The following is an 18,123-nucleotide window of genomic DNA, read 5'->3' on the forward strand; positions in this document are numbered from 1 at the left end:
ATTATATGGCCGCATGGACCGTAGTTGTCGGAGCTCACGATTTGTCAAGTGATGGGTTTGCGCCGATTGATGGAGCAATCCAAGTCAAAGGCTTGGCCTCTCCCACTGAGCGCAAGGACAATCTGGAAGTGCTCGGCATCTCGGGGGCAGGCGTAGTTGGAAGTAGATTCGTCGTCGACGGCGCCGCACTTCAAGATGTGATAGACGACTATGGTGCATTACGGGCAGTTGACGTCGCCAAACTAGTTCGAGGAAGTTTGAATTTTGTACTTTGGGAGTCTCGAGAGCGACGACTATCCTTGGTTTCGGATCCACTAGGCGGAGCCTTCATTTATATGTGGTCCTCGGTGGAATTCTCGATCTTTTCTTCCGATTTATCTGAATTAGTTTCCACGGCCAAACGAATTGGCGTGACTATTGGGAAGTCTCTTCGTTACCTTGCATCAGTTTTGGTTACAGGGAATGGCGGATTCTACCCGAGCAGTTTCGAAGGTGTCGAAGTCATGCCCCAATACTCGTACGGGCAATTGACCGGTGACAAATTTGAGATAAAGAGAATACCGGAACCCAGCTATGCGCAGTCGTATGAAGAACAAATTCATAATATAGCCGCAGAAATAGGCAATAATGTAGCTGCTTCGAGCAACTACACATCCGCGGAGAAGATTGTTCATTTGACGGGCGGATTTGATTCCCGACTGGTCCTTGCTGCGCTACTGGATAGCGATCTTCAGGATACATTTGAATATTTCTGTAGCGGTCCTTCAGCGACTCCGGATCGTATGATCCATGATTGCTTGGTTGGAGAATTTGGACTAGTTGCGACCTCTAGTCCAGGTTTTGATAGTGAAATTAGCTTTGACTCTCATAGAAGTGCGACACTCGCATCTATGCGATGGGGAGATGGAATGCTTTCAAATCCTCCAGGTCTTGGGATCGTACCGAAACCCGGCGGGTCCGTTATTCTGAGTGGTGGCTATGGTGAAATCCTTCGCTCGTTTTATGGCACGGAAACCGCTTCTCTAGTAGATGGACCACGCGACGACCTGCTCAAGAAGGCATGGGGACTGCAAGCTTTCGGCGCTTCTGGCCAACGGCTCCTGAGTGAGAATTTACATGACGACTTGCGCGGAAGAATAAGTAAAGAAATTGAATCACGACTTTCGGCAGGGATCCGTGAAGATGCAGTGATGGACAACATTTACCTATCTATTAGAAATCGCTATTTTGTCGGACAGATTTCGTCATTAGTGAGTCGCCGGACGCCAAGATTCGACCCTCTATATTCCATAAATGCATCGGGCTTAGTAATGAATATTCCCGTTCTTGAAAGAGCTTCCAATATCGTTGGTTTCGATGTGATGGACAGATTCAGTCCTGGATTGAAATCCTATCCATTTGATAGAAATCGATTCAATGAGATATATGAAAACCTTCGTGGAAAACCTAAGGCACTCGATTTTTCTCAAAATGCAAAAGTTTCCAGATCAGCAACGATTTCTAATTCTTCTAGCAATGACGATTCGTACTCGTTAAACGTAACTCAAGAACACATCCAGAAGGCGAATAGGCTTCGTGCTTCTGTCCGCCAAGTAGCTTTGATCGAACCCGTACAAGCCGAACTTCGAGAGCTTGTTGCCGGTATTGGTCGTCGGAGAATCTCAGAGCACTTCGATTATGTTGCCATCAGCAGGTTGATATCGACGGACTTGAACCATCGCGTTCACGTACGTAGATGTCACGCTTTATACGCACTCTTGCTGTGGTTCTACGAGGGCTAGTCACAGTTGTCGCAAGTTTCCGCCGGGTGAGAGCGTGCGAAAGGAGACCAAATTTAGGCTTGATATTCTATTCGAGCTCATTTGGCGCCTAATCTCGAGGCGGTCCTTTCGATGGGTATCGGTATTCCAGGATAAAGAATATCCAGCGAAGCTAGAATCGCGGGTATCCGATAAAATAAATGAAGATTCACCGATAATAGGTCTGCGGTAAAGGAGCTCTCCGACTTTAAGCGTGGTGACCGGGTGTTCAGCACGGCCGGAGGCATGCCGTCTACAAAAATATCCGCCACCTACGTAGCACGACGGACCGCAGAGGGACTGAGCTACTGAGAAGTCAAACGATGCCTGAAACGTTTTCGCGCCGGCTCTATTTTCCGGCAACTGCAAGCATTTGGGGCTTGATTTAATCCATAGAAAGGTCGTGGACACTGCGTCTCGTCACTTCGTAGACAGCCAATCTCATAGGTTCGTGTGAACCGTCCCGGGTTTGATGCTGCTGTCTTCTTTGAGAAAGATGTCAAGCATGCCCAAGAAATACCCCGCCGAAGTCCGCGACTGTGCCGTCCGCATGGTCATGGATCGGCTCTCCGAGTACTCCTCCGTGTATGCAGCGTGCAAGGGCTGGCGCCGAAGCCGGACGTAGGTAGCGAGACGTTGCGCCGCTGGGTGGTGCAGCCCCAGGTAGACGCCGGGGAAAAGGACAGTGCAACCACCGATGAGCGGGACGAGCTCCAGCGCCTGCGCGCCGAAAACCGTGGCAAATATGCCTAGATGGTGCGGATGTTCGACGTAAGTGGTATGTAATCACTCACGACATCGTTTACAAACGAACTCGATACATCCTTTACACGTGGCGTCAGCACATCGCTGACAATCAAACTCAATGATCGCTGACACCACGCGGGCCGGTTTCCCCGTCAGGATTTAGGCCGGTTCCTTCGCGGAGTAGTAGATGTTCTCGTAGTCGATCTTCCTCTGCGTCCAGGCCGGTCTCGGATTCCTGATCCGCGCCCCGTGCACCTGCCACAAGGGCACCAGCCTGGCACTGGAAGCCAGTCTGACCGGCAGCGTGAAGTGCAGGCTCTGTTCGCCGTCAGTGGTGCTGTAGAGCGTGTACGTTTCATTGATCATGATCAGCTGGTGCTCGCCGACCAAGTGAATGGGAACCTTGAAAATCCTGCCCCGATGGTAGATCTGGGGATTTGTTCGCCGGTTCTGGATCACATCATCGCGCTGGTCCTTCAACAGACCGGGTGAAGTTTCAGCAGGGCTGCCTCTTGACGGGTTTCCCTCTCCAGCAGGTCAAGCACTTTCCCTGCCGGCGCATTTCCGGCCTTCTTGGCCCGGGCCTTGTCCCGGTAACCCATGGCCTTGGCCTGCAGAGCGGCGATGTCAATCGCGACCCCGCTGGACCCCCGGTGGTCGCCGGCTTCCCACGCCTGTCCTGGGGTGAGATAGGTGTGCCCGACCTTCAGGGCCTGATGCCGCCAGCGATGGTTGTAATGGTCCCTGAACTGCGCAAGCAGCGTGGCCAACCGGTCCAGGGTTTTCGGGGAATGGGCGTCAAGGAACCGGGTCAGGGTGCCATGGCTGCGTTCGTTCTTTCCCTGGGGCTGCGGGTGGCTGAACTGGCCAGAGATGGCCTCGCAGCCAGCGGCGGCAACGTTTCCGTGTCGCCGACCATGCCCTGACGCATCAGGTTGAAAGCCCCGCCATTGTTCGAGTTGAGCCGAATTCGGCTTAACTCGAATTATGCCGGATCACAGTACAGCTCTATCCGCTACACCGAGACGGTCGAGACCGAGGGGGTGGAACCGTCCATCGGCAGCGTCGGTTAAGCGTGCGACGATGCCTCCGCGGAAACCGTGATGGGCTTGTTCAAGAACGAGGCCGTGGCCAAGGGATCGCCCTTCCGTTCAGGGGCGTTGAAGACCGAATCTGACGTCGTCGAGGTCGTCTTCGAATGGGTCCATTGGTACGACTCCGACCGTCTGCATTCGTCACACGCGCACCGAACTCCGGAGGAATTCGAGCATATCTATTACGATGAAAGTTCCAGCTCGTTGCCCGAAGCTGCCGCGCACAACACGGCGGCATGATTCCCGGGACGGTTCAACAGGGGTTCCTGCTGTTTAGATGTTGTCGTCAGAAGGTCTCACACATCAGCATCTGCGGCCTATTTGTGAAAATGGAGTCGCCCATTGCCAACCTCAACATCAACGGAACACTTGCATAATCATTTTAGGAGACGTCACACACCTGCCGTCATGTTGACAGCAAACGAATCGAAACCGGCTAATCATGGCAGGTTAAGCCCGAACCGCAGGAAGCATAGTGGATTGATTGCGGTAAAGTAGATGAGTTGCTAACCCGAGTTCGTATGGCAACTCAACTGTTCGTCGGAGAACGTAAATTTTTAGAGCCTCTTCATTCAATAACAAAGTAGGAAAACGATCTTGCTAAATCTGAGAGCAAATAACAGATTAATTGGTTTCGTGGGGAAGTCTTTGCCGCACGGAAGATTGGATTCATCTCGAAGCGCTGTGAAGTTGTTCGTAGATGAACGTAAAATCCGATTACCTTCGGGCAAAGAAATTTCGTACGATGCTGACGCGCTATGGGAGGACGGTATAGATCGAAGTCTGGCACGCCATCTCCATGGTCTGCTGTTTCTTCGGGATTGGCCCGCAAGTATCACAAACGACGATGCAGGTGAAGTCGCCGAATTAGCAATACGAATTATCAATGATTGGCACGCCAAGTTCCCGGCGTATGAAAGTTGTAGTCATTCGATGGCATTTCATGACGAGACTACAGCCCAACGGTTAATTAGTTTGATCGCAATATTTGAGGCGAGCAAGAAGTATCTAGATGTGACGAAACAAACTCAAATACGAGAATTAATGAAGCAGACGTCGGAACTTCTTTTCGACGATGACTTTCATTCGACCGGAAATAATCATGGAATGTTTCAAGACATCGCGCTCCGGACGTATTGTGTATACAATAGTTCTTATGATGAGCAAGTTGATAAAAAACTTGAAACAAGCATAAGACGGTTAGATAATTACTTTATCTCGTCATTTACGGAAGATGGGGTACATACGGAAAATTCTCCGACGTACCATTTAATGATTACGAAGCATCTCGCTGAGCATGCCGAATTTCTCAAGTTGCTGGGAGTAGGGCAGTCTGAGCAGCGACTGGAGGGTCTGCTGGAGCAAGCTGGCGAATATGCAACACATGCGGTACTGCCGACCGGGGTATTCGTCCCCATTAGTGATACCCAGCAAACCTCTATCTCTGCAAAACACCACAATGTCTTTGGGAGTCCTGAGTTCGAATTTGCTGCGACGGCAGGTAAATCCGGACGAAAGCCGGCTAAGAAGTATTTGTCGCTCCCAAGGTCCGGATATTTTTTTGCTCGCAAATCCTGGGGTGATGAATCTTCAACATTCGTTTCCTTCTTAGCTGCATATAACGATAATTATCATAAACATTCGGATGATTTGTCGTTATTTATCTGGCATGCCGGTCAGCCATTGATATCTGAGGCTGGTCCTTTTGGGTATAACTATCAATTGCCGTTGACGAAATACGGATTTAGTCAATTTAGTCATAATAATATAATTGTGAACGGCGTTTCTGTACCTCGTACCGATAAAAATGCTGAGACGGTATGGATGAAACCTGCCGTTGAGAGTGGCGGGAGGCTCACGGTCACGGCCGGGACGGGGCGACTTAAGGGCGTTCATCACGAGCGGACCGTTTCAATCAGCCAGGACTTCGACCAAATAGAGGTTTCCGATGACCTTCAGAGCCTGGAGACCAACAAGTATGAATGTCTTTGGAACCTAGGTAAGGGCGTCGACGTCGTGGCGCACGGTGATGGTTTCGAGCTATTTCACGCTGGCAAAAAGGTTGCTGACGTTTTTGTTGAAACATCTGTTCCGGTACAGATAACTGTGCATAAGGGCGAAATGAAACCTCGACCTCTCGGATGGAATTTTCCAAAATTTGGAGTTTCTGAACCAACCAATACGGTTATGGTCACTTTTACTGGACAAGATGTCGCCGTTAAGACAACATTTAATTTTGAAGATTTTCGATTCACGGATCGCGGTCTAAATAATACTAAAGATAAATGGAATAGATCTATAACTTCCCCAACGCTTAACTATCTCTTGGATAAGCCGGTAAGAAGTAGTCCGCATTTGGCTGTCGTTTTCTCAGCACTTGCACCAGTTGGGAATTTCTCTTACAACTACCGACGCACCATGCAGGACCTTGGCATAAATGTATTGTATATACTTGATGATTTTGGTGACCAAGGCTCCTATTACTGGCTACGCCGGGGCACGGAGTCGGTGTTTGATGCAGTTCAGGACCTAATTCGTTCCACGATGGACGAGGTGGGGATAGTTGATGCAGCCAACGTTTCTACCTTCGGTACTTCAAAAGGAGGGACAGCCGCCATTCTCCATGGTGCAGGACTGGGCGCAGGCATGGTGTTCGTAGGAGCCCCTCAATTCAAAGTGGGTTCGTTCCTGGAGGCACCGCATCCGAACGTCCTCGAATACATGCTGAGGGGGAATTCCCGAGCACACGCGATTGCCTTGGACAAGTTAGTTGTTGCCAAACTTGACTCTTACGAGACACTTCCTCGCATCCACCAGATCGTGGGCACGAAGGATCATCATTTCAACGGACACGCTTTACATTTACAGGAGTACCTTAGTAAGCGTGGCGCGATTGCGGAGATGGCGCTTGTTGAGGGTGCCCCTCACGCGGAAATCGGTCAGCACTATAGACATATTTTGCCAAAAGTCGTCAGAAGCTATGTTGAAGGTCGTTTCGAATCAATAAGGCAATTTGATTACAAATTAAAAGTCGTTTCGGGGGCTATTGAACTTCAACTTTTAAGTTTCTCAGGTAACTCCTATAGTTGTAAGTTATTTAACGGTTCTAATTTGATCGAAACAGTCGCATACACTAAAAATAATACTTTTGTTTGGAAAGGGTTAAAGGCTGGTCGATACCGCGTTCGTGTTTACACGAAGTCCAACATTAACCGGATGCTTCCGTTCACGACGGAATGGATTGCGTTGTAAACAGATTCGAGGGCAACGGCTCCTTGTGCGCTTGCTCGTTGTAGCTTTAGGTCGAACTAGCTTCCGTTGAACAGGGGTTAGCCTCGATTTTGAACGGGTGCCGTCAGACCACTGGTGCGTGCTCTTTTCGGGATAGACGGCCCGAGTGGTTTCCGTGCCTGCCAGCATGTCCAAGTCGCCGGGCCAGGGGGCCGGGAACTATATTCCAAACGGTCGTTCTTTCCGCTTGTGGGAGCCCTTACATGATTCGTCTAGTCTTCTCGATGGAGGTTGCTGCTGAATAGCGCCTCTTAGTAGCGGTGTTCCTGCGACCTGGTGAAGCCTTGAGACCCGGTGCCCACGAAGTCATGAGGTTACACACCAGGTTGCCAGAACACCGGCACCGTCAGCCGCTATATGTCACCTGGGCGGCTCGGCGACTTGGTAGTGCGTGCTCTGAGCAGACAATGTGTTGCCTCAGGACATCATCGACACTGAATCTCAATACTTCTTAGGCAGCCAGGTCTTATGGTGGCCGACAAACCAGAACAGGACTACCTCCTGAGGCTATTGAGCAAGCAAGATCACAAGATAGCTACTGAATCCAAGACCTCCGACACGCGATGGAAATCGATGCTAGTTTTCTGAGATGGTAGGCAATTGGGACCAGCCCTTACGCAGAGTCGGTTCACTGTGTAAAAGCAATGAGACGTCCTCGCAACTGCACGCATCCGTTAGAATTGTTCTCAGTAATGATTATTTGCGGACGGAGTCTATTAGGTGCAACGGTCAACGAAAAAGGGCTCAGCGGCAATCGTTTCTAGGGCCCAAGCCTTTCAGCTACGAGAAAGCGGCGGCACTAACGAGGAGTCCGTGGACGACGTACTTCTCGAAGACGTATTGAAGCTGAAAGCTGCGATCGGCAAGCTCAGAGTGGAGAAGGCGTCACTCAAGAAGCAGGCCATCAAGGACAGAGGTCTTATTGCACGACACGAGGGGACCCTGAAAAAGCTTGAACATGAGAAAGCTGAGACCCGCAAGAGGCTGAATGACCTTGCGGAAGAGCTCCGATTCGAACGAGTCAAGCTTCAGAACGAAAAAGCACGTTCGGATAAGTTCAAGAAAGCGTATGACAACCTACGCGCCCATCCAGTCGTTCGAGCAGTCAGAGGGATAAAGGCTCCATTTGCCAAAGCTCCGACCACTTCGGCCATATTTGATAATGGGCCAACGGCTGAAAAGGCGATCACAGTAGCGGTCCAAGGCAAGGGAGGCGTGGCGAGCACTTCCGTGGATAGTGTGGAGCCAAAGAAGCCTGTGTCTAGCGATCCGCAACGTCCTCACCAAAGTCCACTGACTAGCGAACTGAAGTCCATAGAAACAGCGGTACGACTAGAATTATCCAAGTTCCGCGATTTGGGGGAGATTTCAGGACCTTATAGCGCTGTTCAGGAGCTTGAATCTGGTGTGGAAGGGCCGCCGAACTTTGGTTCACTGTCTGATCAACTTGCGGGTTCGGCTCGTTTGCAAAGACAACTACCGGATGTTCCGCCTAGCGCGGGTACAGCCGCCTACGTACCAATCGCCGATAAGGTCATGTACTGTGCCCACAGCACAGGCGAATACAACAGTAATGGTTATTCAACGCGCACCACTGGGTTAACATCTGCCGTGACCGAGGCTGGACTGGATCTTTTCATCGTTGCCCGGCCCGGATACCCATGGGATTCAAAGGTCAACGGGAAAATGCCGCCGAGCAAGCGCCTGGTCCGTCGCTTCCAAGGCGTAGATACGCATTTCAATCCCGGTGTCTCGCTGAGAAACGACCCGTTGGATAAGTTCATTCAGCTTTCGGTTGATATGTTCATGCGTGAAGCGATGCTGAACCGGCCTTCAGTGATCGTATCCGCATCGAATCACATTACTGCGTTGCCTGCCTTGATCGCGGCACGACGTCTCGGGATTCCTTTTATCTATGAAGTGCGCGGCTTGTGGGAAGTCACTGCAGCCGCCTCGAACGAGACGTGGGCCAAGTCGGAGAGATTCTCTTTGGCAGTTGAGCTCGAACGTTTGGTCGCGAACAACGCTGACCGGGTCTTCGCCATCACCGAAGAGGTCAAAAAAGAACTTATACTCCGGGGTACTGACGCGGAGCGAATCGATATTCTTCCCAATGCGGCCAATATATTCCAGTATGTTCCTTTGCCTTCAGAACGATCCGCCGTAAAGAACTTGAAGAGGAACGGTGAGTTCCTACTTGGGTACGCGGGTAGTCTCGTCGGATACGAGGGCTTGGATCTCGTTGTTGACGCCATTTCGAAGCTTTCATCCGAACTGGACCATGTTGGGGTGTTGGTAGTTGGCGATGGCGCGGAACTGGCTTCGCTAAAGAGTCAAGCTGAACGTCTTGGCGTCTCGGATCGAGTGCGGTTCACGGGCCGCGTGCCCAACGAAGAGATAAACGACTACCTAGCCTTGTTTGACGCGGTTGTTTGTCCGCGTAAGTCGAACATCGTGACTGAATTGGTTTCGCCGTTGAAGCCGATCGAGGCCATGGCGGCTGGCCGGCCAGTAATCGGCTCGAATGTGGGACCAATTGCAACTCTGTTGGGTTCGGACGGTTCTCGAGGCGTGCTCTTTGACGCAGATGATGTTGACTCACTAATCGACAAAATCAGGTTTCTAGCGAATGACCCGAAGCTCTGCCAAAGCATCGGACGACGTGCACGCAAATGGACAGTTGAAGAGCGCACTTGGCCTATTATTGCCAAGACTTTTGCGACTTCGGTTCGCGTCGTGCAGAGACGGAATCGTGTTGGCAAGGACTTGCGTACGGTTAAAATCGCACTCATTGCTGATGAATTCACGGCGTCTACGCTCAGGCGAGAAGTCCAAGTGGTATCGCCGACGCCAAGTGACTGGCGCGGGCTGTTGTCCGAGACCAATGTAGATGCCCTATTCGTTGAATCTGCGTGGGCAGGCAATAAGGGCTCGTGGACGCGCAAGGTCGGATACTACGACGACGATAAGTGTAGTCATCTTTCAGAATTGATCGATTTTTGCCGGTCTAGTGGGATCCCGACGATATTCTGGAATAAGGAAGATCCTGTACACTTCAATCGATTCAAATCAACTGCCGAACTTTTTGATGTCGTGCTGACGACAGATGCAAACTGTCTCGAAGGGTACTGGGAGAATCGCGGACCGCATCTGAAGGCCTTGGGTAGCATGTCGTTTTGGGCCCAACCAGATATCCACAATCCAATGGGTACATCGCGTCCATACTCGCACTCTGTCGCTTATGGTGGCTCATACTACGGTGAGCGATATGCGGAACGCTCCAGCGAGCTGAAGTCCATTCTTCAGGGAGCAAAAGCGCAGGGGTTGACGATCTACGATCGTCAGGCAGACAACCCCGAGTCGGTTTACAAGTTCCCATCCAGTCTTCAAGAATTCGTCCGTGGCGGATTGGCTTATGAAGATATGGTTGAGGCTTACAAATCCCATCCCGTACATATCAATGTCAATTCGGTAAATAATTCTCCAACGATGTTTTCGCGTAGAGTGTTTGAATTGGCAGCGTGCGGAACGGCAACGATTAGCGGCAAGAGCTTCGGTGTATCTTGGCTCTTCAACGATATGATTCCGGTTGTTCGCACAAAAACGGAAGCCCAACTGATTTCCGAGCTCTGGATGAATAGTGAAAAGGACCGCGTCCAGGATGCGTGGGGCCCGCTAAGGATTACATTCGAAAAACATTTGGCGTGTCATCGTCTCGCAAGCGCGTTGCGCATGGCCGGCATACCGGTAGAGATTCCAGAACTGCCAACCTTCCAACTAGAGCTTGCAAGTCTGACAGTCTCGAATGCCAGTTCGATTTTGGCAAGCAGCGTCCGACCTGCAAGTGTGATTGTAGAAACGGCAGACTGCGAACCCCATGCCGCTCAGTCATTGCGTGATGCAGGTATTGAAGTTTCCGATGCAGCCAATGCTCGTCTGGATATGCTGCGAATCTGCAATGCAGATACTCACGTTGATGACCCAGATCTTTTCCAGGATTTGCTCACTGCATACTTCTATAGCGACGCGGCACGCGTAGTTGCGTCTGAAGCCTCGGTGAATGAACGAGGCCTACCCCTTTGGTGGAAGCCGGATTATGTTGTCGACGGCCCCACACTATCCTCCGAGTTAGTAAGCTCGGATCGTGAAGGATCCCTCACTCTTCGTCGTCCATTCACGTTGCGTAGAGACCTGGTGGAGCCAACCGTGATGGAATCGGCGACAGCCGGGATCGAAGAATGCGTCCTTGTTGCCGGACACGATTTGAAGTTTGCGGGCGCTGTAATGGACGCAATCGAAGGGCATGGCCACAAGTTGCTTGTGGACAAGTGGAACGGTCACGCGCAACACGATGTGGAGCGAAGCAGGGCCCTGCTCGAAGAAGCAACAACGATATTTTGCGAGTGGTCTCTGGGCAACTTGGCGTGGTATTCCAAAAACAAGCGTCCTGAGCAACGGCTGATTACGCGATTCCATTCCCAAGAACTGTTTACGGACTACCCTCGTGCCGTGGACTTTAAATCTGTTGACCGAGTAATCTTTGTCAGCGAACTGATCCGAGGCATGGCCATTAAGAAGTTTGGTATTCCTTCGGAAAAGACCATGGTCGTACCTAACGCAGTGGACACTCGTAAACTGGACCTTCCGAAAAATGAGGAATCGAATTTCGTTCTCGGGTTTGTTGGGATGGTTCCGCAGATGAAGCGATTCGACTTGGTACTCGATCTGCTCGAACACCTCCGTCAAGTTGATGATCGATACACGCTTCGAATCAAGGGAAAACGGCCGGAACAATATCCCTGGATGGCCGCTCGCGAAGACGAGATGGCTTTTTACAACGCCCAGTATGAACGCATTGAAACCTCGCCATTGCTCAAGAATTCGGTGATCTTTGACCCCGAAGGCAACGATATGGCCGAATGGTATCGTGGAATTGGTATAGCGATCTCTACAAGTGATTTCGAATCCTTCCACTTCACGCTTGCCGACGGCGCCGCTTCAAGGGCGCTTCCTGTAGGCCTGGCTTGGCCTGGTGCAGAGTGGATCTATCCCGAGTCATGGATCTTTACAGATACCAAAGAAATGTCGGAATACATTGTTGCCACGCGTGAGGAATCACAGAACTTCGAAGAGCAAACGGCGGCGGCGCGTGAGTTCGTGGTTGAAAATTTTGATTCAGAAGAAGTATTGACGAAATTACTTCATACTGTGAATGGAACCTAATAGAATTATCTGAAGTATTGCTGTAAATGGGAGAGTGTCGTTGAAATAATTTTCGATCACACTCTCCCATTGCATATGTTAACAAAGTTTGTATATTCAAAAGCAATGGGGATATTAGTGAAATTGGATGTTTCTGATCTTCGCAAGGCCATCTGGCACCTTCGGCATGGTGGTGCCGGCCAACTTAAGGATTGGTACCGGCGCCATTCCTATACCCATCGGACGGTTGGCTCCATGGGTCGGGGAAACTCGGAGGTTGAAAAGAGGCTAAAAGTTGCCTTTCCTTCTGTTTCGACGGTCGTCGATCGCTCCATGAGTGCGCCGTTGAAAGTTGCCGTAATCCTTGACGATTTCAGCGCACGCGCGTGGGGGCCCGAATGGGATTGCACCTTCATAAAGCCAAGTACCTGGCAGCATGAGCTCGATTCAAATAGCTATGACCTGCTGTTTGTCGAGTCGGCATGGGCGGGAAATTCCAAAACCTGGCAATACCACTTGACTGGCCCCACTGCTCCGCGTCCCGCGTTCGTGGAAATGGTTAGAACTTTCCGGGCCAAGGGGATACCTGCGGTTTTCTGGAACAAGGAGGATCCGCCCCATTTCGATGACTTCATTGATACAGCAAAGCTGTTCGACTTTGTATTCACTTCTGATGAGCGGATGGTTCCCCGCTACGTGGAAGTCCTCGGACACGACCGAGTGGCTACCCTGAGTTTTGCTGCTCAACCCGAATTCCATAATCCCGTCCGGCCAGTTGCGCAATCTCGCCGCGATGTCGCGTTCGCCGGCATGTATTTCGCGCACAAGTTCCCGGAACGTCGCGAACAGATGGAAATTGTGTTGGGCGGAGCCGTTGACGTTGCCCCCAAATTTCGCCACGGACTGGATATCTTCTCGCGTCAACATGGAGGCGAGGAAAAGTATCAGTTCCCTGCGCCGTTTGAATCGCATGTTGTTGGGTCGCTCCCGTACGATCAGATGTTGACCGCATACAAGTACTACAGCGTGTTCCTTAACGTAAATTCTGTGGTCGACTCGCCGAGCATGTGTGCGAGACGAATATTCGAGATTACTGCTGCGGGATCTGCGGTGGTGTCTGCTCCGAGTGCGGCCATTCGGAACTTCTTCGAGCCTTCGGAAGTCATCGAGGCGCACTCGAGAGAAGATGCGGCACATGCCATTAGGAGTATTGTGCGAAGTCCGGAGCTTCGCGACCGGATGGTTCATCTGGGGCAGCGGCGTATCTGGAGCGAGCATACTTATGCCCATCGGGCCAAGAAAGTCACGGACTTTGTGGGGCTCCTTGACGCCGCATCCGGGCCACTTTCGATGGTGAACGTTCCGCGCGTCAGCACAATTGTGTCGACGATTCGTCCACATCAGCTGGATCACATTTTGCAAACCGTTGGATCCCAACGGCACGTTGAGGTTCAGTTGGTGCTGGTGACTCACGGATTTGCGGTTGACCGGGGCATCCTTGCAGAAAAGGCCAAGGCTGCAGGTGTTCGTGATCTAGAAGTCCTCGAGTTGGGCAGAGAGCTTACTCTGGGCGAGTGCCTTAACAAGGCGGTGTCGCGTTGTGAGGGGGACTTCATCACCAAGATGGATGATGACGATCTATACGGCGAACATTACTTATACGACCAGGTTTCGGCTATTCGTTACAGCGGTGCTTCGGTGGTGGGCAAGCAGGCGCACTATATGTACTTGGCCGATTCGGATGCCACCCTCTTGCGGTTTTCCGAACGAGAACACCGGTTCACGGATCTAGTGATGGGTCCGACAATGCTGGGACACGCTGCTGTCTTCAGGGAGAATCCCTTCCAAGCCAGGAGCAGGGGAGAAGATACGAATTTCCTCCGTGACGTGGTAAATAGTGGCGGCACGGTCTATTCCGCGGACCGGTTCAACTTCGTCCAGATGCGAGGAACAGACGGCAAGTCGCATACATGGGACGTTAGCGACGCAGAGCTGACGTCGACGGGGGATGTCCAATGGTTTGGTCGAAACGATACACATGTCTTCTTCTAGCAACGGCGCCTAACCCTTCCAGAGGAAGCCGGCAACGAGGCGGAAATCTATGTACTCTGCTGCTTGACCGTTGGTGACTCCCTGCGCATCATTGCTGGAATGACGAAAGCCGATTTCTAACACTGGAAAAGATTCGAGAACCGTGCAGCTCCATTCAAGCTGAAGCGGGTATCCGACCCCTTGGCCAGGCCAGCGTCCTAGACGTTGGGCAGCTGACAAAATGGGGATTGCTTATTGACCGCCATGCATGTCGTAGAATCGTTTAATCAAAAGATGGAGTTGAGGCTCCCGGAGACAGGTGGAATATGCCAGTGGGGGAAGCGCGCGTTCTTCTGCTGACGCATTCTTATTCACCAGAGAATTCTCCACCGCAACGACGGTGGGACTCGTTCGTGTATGTTATGCGGAATGCGGGTTGGCACGTAAATGTTGTGACACCTAGGGTTGTCGGTCGTGTTTTTGAGGGCCAGAAAAAACAGCGAAATTGCTATTTAGCACGTGGCGTTCATGGGGAAAACATCTGCAGCTTCGTTTCCATGAAAAAGCCGAGCCGTATCACTGGAAAGATCCTGAAGAATCTGCTCGACGGTGCCCTAATGCTTCCCACTGCATTGCTGCAAGGACGTCCAGATGTGGTGATCGCAACCGTCCCAGCTCTGCCGACGATGTTTATCGGATTCTTCGTTGCATCAATTTTTAGGCGACCGCTAATCGTCGAAATGCGTGACGCGTGGCCAGACCTGATCACCGACTCAAGAGTCTTGCGCTGGAAATGGTTGACAAGGTTAGCGCATTGGGCCGTACGAGAAGTCCAACGACGAGCGGCAATTGTCGTAACCGTGACCGACGGTTTTGCCGAGATCTTAGCCCGCGACGGTGTGAGTACCGTACAGACGATCCATAACGGGATCAGCACCAGAAGCTTTGAACCGCTCGATGCTCCACCTCAGCGCACGGATACGAAGTTGCATGTGTTGTACCTAGGCAACCTGGGGGAGAGCCAGGGTCTGGAATCAGTGATTTTGGCCTCCACCAAGGTTTCGGAAAGCGTTCAAGTGCGGATCGTTGGCACTGGTACGGCCGAAGAACGTCTGCGGCGCTATGCGGAAACAGTCGACGCAAAAATCGATTTTCAGGTTCCTGCGCGAGGCGATGCAGTCAGGGATCACTATTTATGGGCGGATACTTGCGTGGTGAGTTTGCGCAGTGATTGGGCGAGCTTCAATCACACTGTGCCATCTAAAATTTACGAATTACTTTCGTTGGGCCAACATATCACCGGAATTGTCAAAGGCGAAGCAGCGCAAATTATCACCGACGCTGCTTCGGGAGACATCGTGGATCACGATCCAGAGCACATTGCGGATCTGTGGCGGAGACTCTCCATGGACAGGCAAAATCTTCGAGTTGGCGAAACAGGCCGAGACTGGGTATTTGAGAAAGCATCCCTGGAAAAGCTGGGCGAAAAATACGTTGCCTTGATTAGCAACATCATTTAACGAGGGATAAAACGTGGCTGATAGGGATACTACTAATTTCCGGAACTCAAGTTCTCGATTGATGCGCAACTTATCGAACATCGCAAAAATCGTCCTCGACAACGTGCGTGATGATCCCATCTACTTCTTCTTACAAGCAGCACGTCGTTTGGATTCAGGGCTCCTGACACGGATGGCGGCCGGGTGCGTCAGGGCGCTCCCCGGAAGGTCAATTCAGCTCAAGGCAGTCGGACTATTGCTCTCAGGAAACACCTCCGGACTTGGTGAACACCTGAGACAATTAGATCCTTCTTTGATTCCAGATGTCAGCCTAGCCCGCTTGGGTGACATGGCAATTGCCGTTCAAGACCCAACGAGTGCTGAGCACTTGTTGAAGAATCGGACCTCTACGAGTACCGCACTGTGTAGAACACAGGCACGGCATGCCTGGTACTTGGGAGATATGCAGGAAGCCATCGACATTTTGTCGTCTGTAGTGGCTCCATCGAACAAGCAACTACGTCATTACCAAAGTGAATTAGGCGTTTTTTTGGGCGCCTTGCCAGCGGTCCCGAAGCAGAACGTCGCATCTGACGCCCGGCTTGCACAGGGAACCGCCCTTCACTTCCTGACAAACTCGCTTCCTCACACCGGGAGTGGCTACGCCCAGCGTTCTCATTCGATCATGATGTCACTTGCGGATGAGGGCTGGAGAACCGAAGTATTGACCAGGGCGGGTTACCCGCTGACCGTGGGTAAGATCCGGGCGAAGGAGGAAGACGTGGTCGATGGCATCACCTATCGGCGCATCCTTCCGGCCCGCTTCCGCTCTGACATGAGGTCAAAGATCCAGCAGCAGGCTGATGCGCTCTCCGCCGCTGTTGGTCGATTGCAACCCCGCGTTCTGCACACCACGACTGACTTTTCCAACGCGCTTGCCGTGATGAGTGTGGCCGAAGCTTTCGGTTTGCCGTGGGTCTACGAAGTTCGGGGGCAGTTGGCGGACACATGGGCTTCCACGCGACCCGAGAGCGCGAAGTCGTCCCAGCGGTACAAGCTATTCAGGCAGCGAGAAGCCTTCGTTGCATCCCGAGCAACGCATGTAGTGACCCTAGGCGAAGCCATGCGGGCGGAGCTGGTCGCGCAGGGCATACCAAGCAACAAAATCACGATCGCTCCGAACGCAGTGGGGGATGCGTACTTGGAAGACCCCATTGGTCGGGAAGAAGCCCGTGAACGGCTCGGCTTGTCCCCAGATCTCCAGTACGTGGGCACCGTCAGTAGTTTGGTTGCTTACGAAGGACTGGACCTTCTGATCCGGGCCGCTGCAGAACTCATCCCAGAAAATCCGAAGCTACGCGTCTTAATAGTGGGCAGTGGTGTTGAAGCTAACAATCTCAAGGATCTGAGCAAATCGCTCGGTATTTACGAGTATTGCCTCTTCCCGGGTCGGGTCCCGCGCGACGAAGCCCGAACCTATCATTGCGCGTTGGATATTTTCGTGGTTCCGCGCAGGAATCTTTCTGTGACACGGGCAGTAACGCCACTGAAGCCCGTCGAGGCGTTGGCCTGCGAAGTCCCCGTAGTTGCGGCGGACTTGCCCGCCTTGCGCGAGCTTATCGTGCATGGCAAAACTGGCCTACTCGTGGAACCGGACGACTCTCACCAACTCGCCGTGGCAATCAAGACTTTGCTCGAGCATTCATCGAAGAGAGCTTCGATGGGTGCTGCCGGAAGGAAGCAAATGCTTGCTGAACGCACATGGAGTGCTAACGCGCAAAAGTTGTCTGAGACTTACAAACTGATCTCCCACAAACTGCAGTGAATGGACGAATGCAGTATTCTGGTCGAGGTTACGAATCGTAGCCTCCTGAACTTCAGTGCCTCGGCTGTTTGCACGCTTGGGTGCGCCCACTAGAACCAAGGGGAAACGTCATAGTGACGAGTATCAAAGAAGTAGCCGTAGTCGGTCTGGGCTACATCGGACTGCCGACGGCAGCAATCCTTGCCTCCAAGGGCATCATCGTCAAGGGTGTCGACGTCACCCCGCGGACCGTGGACGCCGTCAACCGCGGAGAGGTTCCGTTCGTTGAGCCGGCCTTGGGTGACTTCGTGGCGGCCGCGGTCGCCAATGGCACCCTCAGCGCAAGCTTTGACACTCCGTCCGCAGACGCGTTCATCGTTGCCGTGCCGACGCCATTCAATGCCGACCGCAGTGCCAACCTTTCGTACATCGAAGCCGCAGCCGACAAGATTGCCCCGCAGCTGCGCGGCAACGAGTTGGTCATCCTTGAATCGACGTCCCCTCCAGGTGCAACCCAGCACATGGCCGACCGCATTCTTGCTGCCCGTCCGGACCTGGACTCCTCGACCCTGCACGTCGCCCACTGCCCGGAGCGCGTGCTTCCGGGACGCGTCATGGAGGAACTGGTCACCAACGACCGCATCGTCGGCGGCATC

The 18,123-nt window shown here is 52.2% G+C and carries 8 protein-coding genes and 1 pseudogene; 8 read left to right on the forward strand and 1 reads right to left on the reverse strand.

What is annotated here, in order from left to right:
* Positions 1-5 precede the first annotated feature (5 nt).
* A complete protein-coding gene (locus tag ACIPUB_RS17765) occupies positions 6-1,781 on the forward strand; it encodes a hypothetical protein (RefSeq protein ID WP_407608591.1) in 1,776 nt (591 codons plus the stop codon).
* A 924-nt stretch (positions 1,782-2,705) separates the two neighbouring features.
* On the opposite strand, the pseudogene ACIPUB_RS17770 reads toward ACIPUB_RS17765, so the two are convergent.
* Positions 2,706-3,513: pseudogene (locus ACIPUB_RS17770) on the reverse strand (integrase core domain-containing protein); the annotation flags it as partial.
* Positions 3,514-3,655: 142 nt separating this feature from the next.
* On the opposite strand from ACIPUB_RS17770, the gene ACIPUB_RS17775 reads away from it, so the two are divergent.
* The 7 genes from ACIPUB_RS17775 to ACIPUB_RS17805 all read left to right on the forward strand — a co-directional run.
* Complete coding sequence (locus ACIPUB_RS17775) at positions 3,656-3,880, forward strand: hypothetical protein (RefSeq protein WP_407608592.1); 225 nt, start codon at positions 3,656-3,658, stop codon at positions 3,878-3,880.
* Between the two features lie 357 nt (positions 3,881-4,237).
* Positions 4,238-6,892 carry a heparinase II/III family protein gene (locus ACIPUB_RS17780; protein WP_407608593.1) on the forward strand — a complete coding sequence of 885 codons (2,655 nt, stop codon included), beginning with the start codon at positions 4,238-4,240 and terminating at the stop codon, positions 6,890-6,892.
* 852 nt (positions 6,893-7,744) lie between these two features.
* On the forward strand, positions 7,745-12,154 hold the full coding sequence (locus ACIPUB_RS17785; RefSeq protein ID WP_407608594.1) for a glycosyltransferase: 4,410 nt from the start codon (positions 7,745-7,747) through the stop codon (positions 12,152-12,154).
* A 117-nt stretch (positions 12,155-12,271) separates the two neighbouring features.
* Positions 12,272-14,185, forward strand: coding sequence for a glycosyltransferase (locus ACIPUB_RS17790; protein WP_407608595.1), 1,914 nt, complete (start codon positions 12,272-12,274; stop codon positions 14,183-14,185).
* Positions 14,186-14,586: 401 nt separating this feature from the next.
* Complete coding sequence (locus tag ACIPUB_RS17795) at positions 14,587-15,684, forward strand: glycosyltransferase family 4 protein (protein WP_407608596.1); 1,098 nt, start codon at positions 14,587-14,589, stop codon at positions 15,682-15,684.
* Between the two features lie 61 nt (positions 15,685-15,745).
* A complete protein-coding gene (locus ACIPUB_RS17800) occupies positions 15,746-17,488 on the forward strand; it encodes a glycosyltransferase family 4 protein (RefSeq protein WP_407608597.1) in 1,743 nt (580 codons plus the stop codon).
* Between the two features lie 110 nt (positions 17,489-17,598).
* On the forward strand, positions 17,599-18,123 hold a 525-nt coding region (locus tag ACIPUB_RS17805), incomplete at its 3' end, for an NAD(P)-binding domain-containing protein (RefSeq protein WP_407608598.1).

Source organism: Paeniglutamicibacter sp. ORCA_105, assembly GCF_045798545.1.
Classification (GTDB): domain Bacteria; phylum Actinomycetota; class Actinomycetes; order Actinomycetales; family Micrococcaceae; genus Paeniglutamicibacter; species Paeniglutamicibacter sulfureus.